We start from the raw sequence: 12,383 nt of genomic DNA, 5'->3' as shown, positions 1-12,383 counted from the left end.
TTAAGGCTGTTCTCAGGTTTATTAGAGAACTCTCAGGTTCGCCGCCGGAACTCAGGATTCGCAAAGGTATTCACAGGACCTGCTTGCCGTTCGCTTGCCGAATTTGCCGGTCCGTGGGGTCGGTCGCGTGTAAGTTCATCGGTGTCGGGAATTCCCCGGGCGGTAACACGCTCGACTTTGACGCACAGTCCACTGCACAACCCAAGGAGTTCGGCATGAGCCTCAAGAAGCTCGCCCCGCTGTCCCCCAAGCCCAAGTCGAAGCAGCTCCCGCCCCCGCCGCCCCCGAAGCCGCGCAAGAAGCACCAGCCCAAGCCGCTGCCGAAGCCGCTGCCCGGCCAGGACAGCTGAACCGGCAGTAAAGAAGAGGGCCGACCCACGCAGTCGGCCCTCTTTTCTTTCCTGAATTCGAAAATCCAAAAGAATTCTGATGACGGAAAGCGGAGGGGATCATGGGCGCGGATGAATATGCGGACACGGACGAAGAAGACCTCGAATACGACGAGGGCGACGAAACTCCCACCATTCCCGCCCGAGTCGCCTTCCGCCGGTTCTGGCCGCTCACCCGGGGCCTCAGACGCTGGCTGGTGCTCGTCTGGGTGTGCACCATCGTCGGCGCGCTCGCCGAGACCGAGGCCATCCTCCTCTTCGCCGACCTCACCGACCGCGCCTTGGCGAAGGGCTCACTGAGCGCCTTCTGGACCCCCGCCGCCAAATGGCTGGGCGTGGCGATCGTCGGCGCGTTCGTCTCGTACGCCGGCAACTCCCTCGCCGCCTGGGCCACCGAACGCTTCGTGATGAGACTGCGCGAGCATGTCTTCGACCACGTACAGCAGTTGCCCCCGCACTTCTTCCAACGCCACCGCCAGGGCGACCTGTTGTCCCGCCTCACCGGCGACGTCGAGGCGATCGAAACCCTCGTCGTGTCCGGAGTCGTCGGCACCGCCTCCGCGGTCTTCTCCGCCCTCTTCTACGCCGCCGCGGCGTTCTGGCTGCGCTGGGACCTGGCCGCGGCCACCTTCGTCCTCGCCCCCCTCTTCTGGCTGGCGGCCCGCCGCTTCTCCGGCTCCATCAAAGACGTCTCACGCGAGGGCCGGGTCGCCGACGGCGCGATCACCTCCGTCGTCGAGGAGTCCCTCGGCAACATCGTCCTCACCCAGGCCTACGGCCGCCGCGACGCGGAACGCCGCCGCCTGAACGAGGAGGCCGGCGCCTGGTTCCGCGCCTCCGTCCGCTCGACCCGGCTCAACGAGGCGTACGAGCAACTGGTCGCCGTCATCGAGACGGTGTGCGTGCTGGCCGTCGTCGGCATCGGCGCCTGGGAGATCTCCACCGGCCGCATGACCCTGGGCCAACTCCTCGCCTTCTCGGCCTTCCTCGGCTACCTCTACCCGCCCGTCCGCGGCCTGGCCCAACTCGGCCTGACCATCACCGCCGCCACCGCGGGCGCCGAGCGCCTGATCGAGATCCTGGACGTACGACCGTCCGTCGCCGACCCCAGCCACGGCACGGAGTTCGGCCGCCCCGACGGCACGGTCGAACTCCGCGACGTCACCTTCAGCTACCCCGGCGCCGACCGCGTCGCCCTGGAGGGCCTCTCCTTCACCGTCAACCCCGGCGAGCTGGTGATCGTCACCGGCCCCAGCGGCGCCGGCAAGTCCACGGTCTCCAAAATGCTCCTCCGCTTCTACGACCCCGACGCGGGCGACGTCCTTCTCGACGGCGTACCCCTGCGGGACCTCCCCCTCGCCCGCCTGCGCGAGTACGTGACCCTGCTCCCGCAGGAGACCCTCGTCCTGCACGACACCGTGCGCGCGAACATCGCCTGCGGCCGCCCCGGCGCGAGCGAACAGGCGATCGTGGACGCGGCGACGGCGGCCGACGCCCACGAGTTCGTCCTCCGCCTCCCCGACGGCTACGACACGAAGGTCGACCCCAACTCGGCCCGCCTGTCCGGCGGTCAGCTCCAGCGCCTGGCGATCGCCCGCGCGATCCTGCGCGACGCCCCGGTCCTGGTCCTCGACGAACCGACCACCGGCCTGGACTCGATGGCCGCCCGCCGCGTCGTGAAGCCTCTACGCCGACTGATGGCGGGCCGTACGACCATCATGATCACCCACGACCTCAACCTCGCCCCCGACGCCGATCGCATCCTGGTCGTGGACGGGGGACGGATCGTGGAGACGGGACGCCATGCGGAGCTGATGGCGATGGGCGGTGCGTACTCCCGGCTGCACCGCTCGCAGAACAACGCGGTGATGGACACCGGCGAACTGCGATTGCCGTTGTTCACGCAGCTGGGGGCAGAGGCAGAGGCAGGGGCAGGGGCAGGGGTTCCGGCGGGTTACGGGTACGCCGCGCCGCCGATGTTCACCGAGAGCTGGATACCGCAGACGCACCAGACACACCAGACGTACGAGCCGGTCTACCCCCAGGCCGAGCACTCCGAGTACGTGGAGTACTCCGATCCCCTCTTCGGGCCGATGCCCACCACCCTCCCCGACGGCCGTCCCCTGTTCCGGGACGAGGTCCCCTGGAGCGCCATCTGACAGTTGCATAGAGGGTTCACACGCCTGTCTCGGTCCATTACCATGGACCGAGCAGTGCATCGTGATGGACGAAATCCGAGCTGAGCCCCCTGGAAGTCCCGTGAGCATCCCCAGTACGTCGTCGACCACCGCCCCCGTGGCCACTCCGGCTGCCGTCCCGCGTCGCGTCGGTTCGCTCGGGCCGGTGGGTCTGGTGCTGGCCGGGGGTGTCTCGGTGCAGTTCGGTGGTGCGCTGGCGGTGACGTTGATGCCCAGGGCGGGGTCGCTGGGTGTGGTGACGCTCAGGCTGCTGGTGGCGGCGGTGGTTCTGCTCGTGGTCTGCCGTCCGAGCCTGCGTGGTCACTCGCGCGCGGACTGGGGCACGGTCGTCGCCTTCGGCGTCACCATGGCCGCGATGAACGGCCTTTTCTACCAGTCCCTGGCCCGCATTCCCCTGGGCCCGGCGGTGACGCTGGAGGTACTGGGCCCGCTCGCCCTCTCCGTCCTGACGTCCCGGCGCGCACTGAACGCCGTGTGGGCGGGGCTCGCTCTGGCCGGCGTCTTCCTCCTCGGCGGCGGAGGCTTCAGCAGCCTGGACCCCATAGGCGTGGCCTTCGCCCTCGGTGCCGGCGCCATGTGGGCCACCTACATCATCTTCAGCGCCCGCACGGGCCGCCGCTTCCCCCAGGCCGACGGTCTGGCGCTGGCGATGGTCGTGGCAGCGGTGGTGTTCCTGCCCCTCGGCATCGCGGAGTCGGGCACAAAGCTCCTGAACCCCACGACGATTGCCCTCGGCTCGGCAGTGGCGGTCCTCTCCTCGGTCCTCCCGTACACCCTCGAACTCCTGGCCCTACGCCGCCTCCCCGCCTCCACCTTCGCCATCCTCATGAGCCTGGAACCAGCCGTCGCGGCAACAGCGGGCTTCCTGATCCTCCACCAGGCGCTGTCCGTTGCCGAGGCCATGGCTATTGCGTTGGTTATCGCGGCGAGTATGGGGGCGGTGCGGACGCAGGTGGGGCGGGGGAAAGTGCGGGTGGAGGCGTAGGTGTTGGCCTGCCCCTGAGCTGTGGTGTGCGGGTTGGGCCACTCGCTTCTTTGTCAGTGTCGGGCTTCCGCGGCCCGAGTAAAGGGCGCTCCCTGCGGTCGCGTCGGCTGCGCCGATTCCGCTGCGCTCCACCCTTGACTCGGCCCGCTCCAGCCCGTTTCAGAAGCGAGCGAGCGGCCCGGAGGAATGGGTGGCCGACGCATGAGTTCCCTTGCCTGTACTGCGTTCTGGGCCGGGGTAGAGGGAGCGCGTTCGCGTCTCGTCTGCACGCCGGGCCGGCTCAGCGGCCAACCCCCGGTGGGGACTTCCGGAGCAAGACTCCGGGCCTGCGGGCGTAGGGGCGCGGTCGCGTCTCGCCAGCACGCCGGGCCGGCTCAGCGGCCAACGGCGGGTGGGGACTTCCGCACGGGACTCCGGCCCGCTCGCGCAGGGACGTGCTCGCATCTCGCCTGCACGCCGGGCCGGCCCGGCGGCCAATCCCCGGTGGGGACTTCCGGAGCAAGACTCCGGACTGCGGATGCAGGGGCGCGGTCGCGTCTCGCCAGCACGCCGGGTCGGCTCAGCGGCCAACGGCGGGCGGGGACTTCCCTACGAGACCCCGGCCTGCGCGAGCAGAGGTGCGTTCGCGTCTCGTCTGCACACCGGATCGGTTGGCTCAGCGGCCCACGGCCCACGGCCCACGGCCCACGGCCCACGGCCCACGGCCCACGGCCGGTGGCCCACGGCCGGTGGCCCACGGCCGGTGGCCGGTGGGTGGGTGCTGGAGGCTGGGGGTAAAACTAACCACCGTCACGGGCTTTGACCGGTTAGGAAAGACCCCAGCTTCCAGACAGGACAGGGTCGGCAGCGAGACGAAAGACCCGGGGGCGAGGGCTGCCGGGGCGGGGAAATGCCACACCTCAACCCCCGACCGTCACATTTCTACGGACCGGCGCCCCGGGCGAGAGACTCGATCGACGGACGGGGCTCACCGCCCGCGCCCCCACCCAGCCCAGGACAGCCCAACCCAGGACAGCTCAGCGCAGGACCGACCGACTGCCACAGGCCCACCCTCCCGCCCCGGAACCTCCCTGCCGACCCGGAGCCCTCCTGCCGACCCGCCGTCTTCTTGCGGAAGTCCCCACCAGGGGCTGGCCGCCGAGCCGGCCCGGCGTGCTGGCGAGGCGCGAGCGCGTCCCTGCGCCCGCAGGCCCGGGGTCTCGTAGGGAAGTCCCCACTCGCCGTTGGCCGCTGAGCCAGCCCGGCGTGCAGGCGAGACGCCAGCGCGCCCCTCTACCCCGGCCCAGAACGCAGTACAGGCAAGGGAACTCATGCGTCGGCCACCCATTCCTCCGGGCCGCTCGCTCGCTTCTCAAACGGGCTGGAGCGGGTCGAGTCAAGGGTGGAGCGCAGCGGAATCGGCGCAGCCGACGCGACCGCAGGGAGCGCCCTTTACTCGGGCCGCGGAAGCCCGACACTGACAAAGAAGCGAGTGGCCCAACCCGCACGTCACAACTCAGGGCCACAGCAACCCCGTCGACCAGCACCTCCTCACACCCCGCCCATGTGAATAATGCAAGCACGCTTGATTGTTTCTGGTGCCCCTGCCATGCTCCCCCCATGTCCGATCCGACGCGCGTGTTCGACGACCTGCGTGAGGAGAGCGAGGAACTCGACCGGCTTGTCGCCGAGTTGAGGCCGGAGGGCTGGGCCTTTGAGACCCCTGCTGCCCGCTGGACCGTCGCTCACCAGATCGCCCACCTGGCCTGGACCGACCACTCCGCGCTGCTCGCTGTGACGGACGAGAAGGCGTTCCGGGGGTTGGTGGAGGAGGCGCTCGCCGCTCCCGAGTCGTTCGTGGACGAGGGTGCGCAGGAGGGGGCCGCGAAACCACCCGCCCGGCTCCTCGCCGACTGGCGGGCCGGGCGGAGGGCCCTGTTGGACGCCTTGTGCGCCGCCCCCACAGGGATCCGTTTCCCCTGGTACGGCCCACCCATGTCGGCCGCCTCCATGGCCACCGGTCGTCTCATGGAGACCTGGGCCCACGGGCAGGATGTCGCCGATGCGGTGGGTGTGGTGCGGCCACCTACGGATCGGCTCCGGCACGTGGTGCGCATCGGCGTGCGCGCACGCGACTTCGCCTTCGGTGTGCACGGGCTGACTCCACCGAGTGAGGAGTTCCGTGTCGAACTCCGGGCCCCCTCAGGTGAGTTGTGGACCTACGGCCCTGAAGACGCCCCGCAACGCGTCACCGGCCCCGCTCTCGACTTCTGCCTCCTCGCCACCCGGCGCGCCCACCGCGCCGACCTCGCGGTGGAGGCGGTCGGCCCCGACGCCGACCGGTGGCTCGACATCGCTCAGGCCTTCGCGGGACCACCCGGTATCGGACGTCCACCGAAGCCGAACCAGAACCAGAACCTGAACCAGAACCTGAACCAGAACCAGGACCTGAAGGGAGGCGGCCCTCAGTGAGCCCGCACAGTGATGCCCAACCCGCCCCGCTCCGCATTGGCAACGCCTCCGGCTTCTACGGCGACCGCTTCGACGCCCTTCGCGAGATGCTCACCGGCGGTCAACTGGACTTCGTCACCGGTGACTACCTCGCCGAGCTGACCATGCTCATCCTGGGCCGGGACCGGCTCAAGGACCCCGGCGCCGGGTATGCCCGTACCTTCCTCGGGCAACTGGAGGAATGCCTCGGCCTCGCCGTCGAGCGCGGGGTGCGGATCGTCACCAACGCCGGGGGACTGAATCCCGCTGGACTCGCCGACGCCGTAAGGGAGTTGGCGGATCGGGTGGGGGTCGGCGTACGGGTCGCGCATGTCGAGGGGGACGATCTCGCCGGCCGGTATCCGGATGCCCTTGCCGCGCATGCCTATCTCGGTGGCTTCGGCATCGCCGCCTGTCTCGACGCGGGGGCCGACATCGTGGTCACCGGACGCGTCACCGACGCCGCCCTGGTCACGGGGCCGGCCGTCGCTCACTTCGGGTGGGGCGCGGACGACCACGACCGGCTCGCGGGGGCCGTGGTCGCCGGACATGTGCTGGAGTGCGGAACCCAGGCGACCGGCGGCAACTACGCCTTCTTCACCGAGCACACGCCGGAGAAGCTGCGACGGCCCGGGTTTCCGCTGGCCGAGATCCATGAAGACGGCTCCTGCGTCATCACCAAACACCCCGGCACCGGGGGAGTCGTGGACGCCGGCACCGTCACCGCGCAGCTCCTCTACGAGACGCACGGTGCCCGGTACGCCGGTCCCGATGTCACCGCCCGCCTCGACACCGTACGGCTCGCCGAGGACGGGCCCGACCGGGTTCGGATCGAGGGTGTGCGCGGTGAGGCTCCGCCGCCGGCCCTCAAGGTCGGGCTCAACCGGCTGGGCGGCTTCCGCAACGAGGTCACCTTCGTGCTCACGGGGCTCGACATCGAGCGCAAGGCCACCCTCGTCCGGGAACAGATGGAGGCCGCGTTCGGCGAGGGGAACGCCAAGTCGCGGCCCGGTGAACTCCGTTGGGATCTCGCCCGTACCGACCACGCGGATGCCTCCACGGAGGAGACCGCCAGCGCACTGCTGCGGCTCGTCGTGCGAGATCCCGATCAGGAGACCGTCGGTCGGGCGTTGAGCGCGGCCGCCGTCGAACTCGCACTCGCCAGTTACCCCGGCTTCCATGTGCTGACCCCACCTGGAAAGGGAGCGCCCTATGGCGTCTTCGATGATGTGTATGTCCCCCATGGGGCCGTCGACCATGTGGCCGTCCTCCACGACGGGCGCCGGGTTGCTGTGGCCCCGGCCCACGACACCCGCGTACTGGAAGACGTTTCGCAGCCGGCCCTCCCCGAGCCTCCGCCGGACGGGCCCACGACGCGGGCGCCCCTTGGTCTGGTCGCCGGGGCCCGTAGCGGTGACAAGGGAGGGAACGCCAACGTGGGGGTGTGGGCGCGTACGGATGAGGCGTGGCGCTGGCTCGCCCATACGCTGACCGTCGACCGGTTCCGCGAACTCCTGCCGGAGACCGAGGAGTTGGTGGTGAAGCGGCATGTGCTGCCCAACCTCCGTGCCCTCAACTTCGTCGTCGAGGGAATCCTCGGCGAGGGCGTCGCCGCCCAGCATCGTTTCGATCCGCAGGCCAAGGCCCTGGGTGAATGGCTGCGTTCCCGTCGACTGGACATTCCGGAGGCCCTGCTGTGACCGTCCTTCCGTCCGCCCTGGACATCAGCGGTCCCGACTACGCGGCCCACCGCGAGGCCATGCTCGCCAAGCTCGCCGAGCTCGACGCCGAGCATGCCAAGGCACTCGCGGGCGGCGGGCCGAAGTATGTCGAACGGCACCGCAAACGCGGCAAGTTGCTCGCCCGCGAGCGCATCGAACTGCTCCTCGACCCCGACACGCCCTTCCTCGAACTGTCCCCGCTCGCCGCCTGGGGCAGCGACTACGCGGTCGGCGCCTCGCTCGTCACCGGCATCGGGGTGGTGGAGGGCGTGGAGTGCCTGATCACCGCCAACGACCCCACCGTGCGCGGCGGAGCCAGCAATCCCTGGTCGTTGAAGAAGGCCCTGCGGGCGAACGACATCGCACTCGCCAACCGGCTGCCCTGCATCAGCCTCGTGGAGTCGGGTGGTGCCGATCTCCCGTCCCAGAAGGAGATCTTTATCCCGGGCGGCGCCATCTTCCGCGACCTGACCCGCCTTTCGGCCGCCGGTATCCCCACGATCGCGGTCGTCTTCGGCAACTCCACCGCCGGTGGCGCGTACATCCCGGGCATGTCCGACCACGTCATCATGGTCAAGGAACGCGCCAAGGTGTTCCTCGGCGGGCCGCCCCTCGTGAAGATGGCGACCGGCGAGGAGAGCGACGACGAGTCGCTCGGCGGCGCCGAGATGCACGCGCGCGTGTCGGGCCTCGCGGACCACTTCGCCGTCGACGAGCAGGACGCGCTCAGGCAGGCGCGCCGCGTCGTCGCCCGCCTCAACCACCGCAAGGCGTACGGCGATCCGGGCCCGGCGGCACCTCCCAAGTACGACGAGGACGAGCTGCTGGGCATCGTCCCGGGGGATCTCAAGACCCCCTTCGATCCGCGCGAGGTCGTCGCCCGCCTCGTCGACGGCTCGGACTTCGACGAGTTCAAGCCCCTCTACGGCGCGAGCCTGGTGACGGGCTGGGCCACCCTGCACGGCTATCCGATCGGCATTCTCGCCAACGCCCAAGGGGTCCTCTTCAGCCAGGAGTCCCAAAAGGCCGCCCAGTTCATCCAGTTGGCCAACCAGCGCGACATCCCGCTCCTCTTCCTGCACAACACCACCGGCTACATGGTCGGCAAGGAGTACGAACAGGGCGGCATCATCAAGCACGGCGCGATGATGATCAACGCCGTCAGCAACAGCCGCGTACCGCACCTCTCCGTGCTGATGGGCGCCTCGTACGGCGCCGGGCACTACGGCATGTGCGGGCGCGCCTACGACCCCCGCTTCCTCTTCGCCTGGCCCAGCGCCAAGTCCGCCGTCATGGGCCCCCAACAGCTCGCCGGCGTCCTGTCGATCGTCGCCCGCCAGTCGGCCGTAGCCAAGGGGCAGCCCTACGACGACGACGCGGACGCCGCGCTGCGCGCCATGGTGGAGCAGCAGATCGAGTCCGAGTCGCTGCCGATGTTCCTGTCGGGGCGGCTGTACGACGACGGTGTCATCGACCCGCGCGACACCCGCACCGTCCTCGGCCTGTGCCTGTCCGCCCTCCACACCGCGCCCTACGAGGGCGCGCGCGGTGGCTTCGGCGTCTTCCGGATGTGAGGGCCATGACCGATGTGAGGGACCACGTGATATCGACCGTCCTCGTCGCCAACCGCGGCGAGATCGCCTGCCGGGTCTTCCGTACCTGCCGTGAGCTGGGCATCCGCACGGTCGCCGTGCACTCGGACGCCGACGCGAACGCGCTCCACTCACGCGTGGCCGACGCGACGGTACGGCTGCCCGGGTCGACACCCCAAGAGACGTACCTGCGCGGCGAGTTGATCGTGAAGGCGGCCGTCGCGGCGGGCGCGGACGCGGTGCACCCCGGCTACGGCTTCCTCTCCGAGAACGCCGACTTCGCCCGCGCCGTCCTGGCCGCCGGCCTGGTGTGGATCGGCCCGCCGCCCGAGGCGATCGAGGCGATGGCCTCCAAGACCCGCGCCAAGGAACTGATGGGCATCGCCTCCCTGGAGCACGTCACCGAGGCCGACCTCCCCGTCCTGGTGAAGGCGGCCGCGGGCGGCGGCGGACGCGGCATGCGCGTCGTACGCCGACTCGCCGACCTGGAAGCCGAGTTGACGGCAGCGCGCGCCGAGGCGACGAGCGCCTTCGGCGACGGCGAGGTCTTCGTCGAGCCCTACGTGGAGGGCGGCCGCCACGTCGAGGTACAGATCCTCGCCGACACCCACGGCACGGTATGGGCCCTCGGCACCCGGGACTGTTCCCTCCAACGCCGCCACCAGAAGGTGATCGAGGAGTCCCCGGCGCCGGGTCTGACCGGGGAACTCGCCGAAGAACTAAGCGAGTTGGCCGTACGTGCCGCCCGCGCGGTCGCCTACGAGGGCGCCGGAACGGTCGAGTTCCTCATCTCCCCCGACGGCAAGCCCCACTTCCTCGAAATGAACACCCGCCTCCAGGTCGAACACCCGGTCACCGAGGCCGTGTTCGGCATCGACCTGGTGGCCCTGCAACTCCGCATCGCGGAGGGCGAGCCCCTGGAAACCACCCCTCCCCGCCCACAAGGCCACGCCATAGAGGCCCGCCTCTACGCCGAGGACCCCGCGACCGACTGGACCCCCCAGACCGGCACCCTGCACCGCCTATCCGTCCCGGACGGCGTCCGCCTGGACACCGGCTACACCGACGGCGACGACATCGGAGTCCACTACGACCCGATGCTCGCCAAGGTCGTCGCCCACGCCCCCACTCGAGCGGAAGCCGTCCGCAAACTGGCCGGAGCCCTTGACCGGGCAACGATCCACGGCCCCCTCACCAACCGCGCCCTCCTCGTCAACTCCCTGCGCCACAAGGAGTTCACGACGGCCCACATGGACACCGGCTTCTACGACCGCCACCTCCCCGACCTCACCCGGCCGGCCCCCGACCCGCACGCCGCCCTGGCCGCCGCCCTGGCCGACGCCCACGGCCGCTCCCGCTTCGGCGGCGCCTGGCGCAACCTCCCGTCCCAGCCGCAGGTGAAGCGGTACGCGATGGGTGACACCGAGTGCGAGGTCCGGTACAGGCACACGCGGGAGGGCCTGAGCGCGGACGGGGTGCGCGTCGTCCACGCGGACGCCACTCTCGTCGTACTCGAAGTGGACGGCGTGCAGCGGAAGTTCGAGGTCACGCGCTACGACACCGACCAGGTGTACGTGAACACCACCACCCTGACCGCCCTCTCCCGCTTCCCCGACCCGGCAGCCCAGTTGGCCCCCGGCTCACTCCTGGCACCGATGCCCGGCACGGTGGTGAGAGTCGCGGAGGGCCTGACGGTAGGAGCCTCGGTGAGCGCCGGCCAACCCCTCCTCTGGGTGGAGGCAATGAAGATGGAACACAGGATCACTGCTCCGGTCACGGGCACGCTGACGGCCCTGCACGCCGCTCCGGGCCGACAGGTGGAGGTCGGCGTTCTGCTCGCAGTCGTAGAGGTTTCTCAGGAGGATCAATGAGCGTCGCGTTGGAAACCGAAGAACACAAGGCCCTCCGTGCCGCCGTGGCCGCCCTGGGCAAACGCCACGGTCGTACCTACGACCGCGAGCAACTCTGGTCCGAGGCAGCCAAGCTCGGCTACTTGGGCGTCAACCTCCCCGAGGAATACGGAGGTGGAGGCGGCGGCATCTCCGAACTCTCCATAGTTCTGGAGGAGTTGGGAGCCGCGGGCTGCCCTCTCCTCATGATGGTCGTCTCACCGGCGATCTGCGGCACGGTCATCGCCCGCTTCGGCACGGAAGAACAGAAACGTGACTGGCTCCCCGGAATCGCCGACGGCACCCGCACGATGGCCTTCGGCATCACCGAGCCGGACGCGGGGTCCAACAGCCACCGCATCACCACCACCGCCCGGCGGGACGGCACGGACTGGCTCCTCACCGGCCGCAAGGTCTTCATCTCCGGCGTGGACCTGGCGGACGCGACCCTCATCGTCGGCCGCACGGAAGACTCCCGAACCGGCCGCCTGAAGCCCTGCCTGTTCATCGTCCCGCGCGACGCCGACGGCTTCACCCGGCGCCGGATAGACATGGAACTCCAGGCGGCTGAAAAGCAGTTCGAGCTGACGTTGGACGACGTACGGCTGCCCGCCGACGCGCTCGTGGGCGACGAGGACGCGGGCCTGCTCCAGCTCTTCGCCGGTCTCAACCCCGAGCGCATCATGACCGCAGCCTTCGCGATCGGCATGGGCCGCTACGCGCTCGCCCGAGCGATCGAGTACGCGCGCGACCGCACCGTGTGGGACGCCCCGATCGGCGCCCACCAGGCGATCGCCCACCCCCTCGCACAGGCGCACATCGACCTCGAACTCGCCCGCCTGATGATGCAGAAGGCGGCGCATCTGTACGACGCCGGTGACGACGTGGGCGCGGGCGAGGCCGCCAACATGGCCAAGTACGCGGCAGGCGAGGCCTGTGTGCGGGCCGTGGACCAGTCCGTGCACACCCTCGGCGGAAACGGCCTCACGCGGGAGTTCGGGCTCGCTTCGTTGATAACTGCCGCACGTGTGGCTCGTATTGCTCCGGTGAGCCGGGAGATGATTCTCAACTACGTCTCCCACCAGACCCTGGGCCTGCCCAAGTCGTACTAGGCCGAAGCCCGAAGCCTGAAGGCCAGTG

General features: G+C 69.9%; 8 protein-coding genes. All 8 read left to right on the top strand.

Translation table 11 applies throughout. From position 1 onward, the window contains the following. Positions 1–215 precede the first annotated feature (215 nt). The 8 genes from OG223_RS23520 to OG223_RS23485 all read left to right on the top strand — a co-directional run bounded on the left by OG223_RS23520 (position 216) and on the right by OG223_RS23485 (position 12,355). Complete coding sequence (locus OG223_RS23520; protein ID WP_329251983.1) at positions 216–350, top strand: hypothetical protein; 135 nt, start codon at positions 216–218, stop codon at positions 348–350. Between the two features lie 101 nt (positions 351–451). After that, complete coding sequence (locus tag OG223_RS23515; RefSeq protein WP_329251980.1) at positions 452–2,548, top strand: ABC transporter ATP-binding protein; 2,097 nt, start codon at positions 452–454, stop codon at positions 2,546–2,548. A gap of 64 nt (positions 2,549–2,612) precedes the next feature. Next, a complete protein-coding gene (locus tag OG223_RS23510; protein ID WP_329251976.1) occupies positions 2,613–3,572 on the top strand; it encodes an EamA family transporter in 960 nt (319 codons plus the stop codon). Positions 3,573–5,171: 1,599 nt separating this feature from the next. Further along, complete coding sequence (locus tag OG223_RS23505; RefSeq protein ID WP_329251973.1) at positions 5,172–6,023, top strand: TIGR03084 family metal-binding protein; 852 nt, start codon at positions 5,172–5,174, stop codon at positions 6,021–6,023. Further along, positions 6,020–7,741 carry an acyclic terpene utilization AtuA family protein gene (locus OG223_RS23500; RefSeq protein ID WP_329251970.1) on the top strand — a complete coding sequence of 574 codons (1,722 nt, stop codon included), beginning with the start codon at positions 6,020–6,022 and terminating at the stop codon, positions 7,739–7,741. Before OG223_RS23505 ends, OG223_RS23500 begins: the two co-directional genes overlap by 4 nt. After that, positions 7,738–9,336 carry an acyl-CoA carboxylase subunit beta gene (locus OG223_RS23495; protein WP_329251967.1) on the top strand — a complete coding sequence of 533 codons (1,599 nt, stop codon included), beginning with the start codon at positions 7,738–7,740 and terminating at the stop codon, positions 9,334–9,336. Before OG223_RS23500 ends, OG223_RS23495 begins: the two co-directional genes overlap by 4 nt. 26 nt (positions 9,337–9,362) lie before the next feature. After that, positions 9,363–11,225, top strand: coding sequence for an acetyl/propionyl/methylcrotonyl-CoA carboxylase subunit alpha (locus OG223_RS23490; RefSeq protein WP_329265432.1), 1,863 nt, complete (start codon positions 9,363–9,365; stop codon positions 11,223–11,225). Then, positions 11,222–12,355, top strand: a complete 1,134-nt coding sequence (locus OG223_RS23485) for an acyl-CoA dehydrogenase family protein (RefSeq protein WP_329251964.1) — start codon at positions 11,222–11,224, stop codon at positions 12,353–12,355. The genes OG223_RS23490 and OG223_RS23485 overlap by 4 nt, the downstream gene beginning before the upstream one ends. Positions 12,356–12,383: the final 28 nt, after the last annotated feature.

Origin of the sequence: Streptomyces sp. NBC_01478, from assembly GCF_036227225.1 — a bacterium.
Classification (GTDB): Bacteria; Actinomycetota; Actinomycetes; order Streptomycetales; family Streptomycetaceae; genus Streptomyces.
This window is presented reverse-complemented; position numbering and strand designations above follow the sequence as displayed.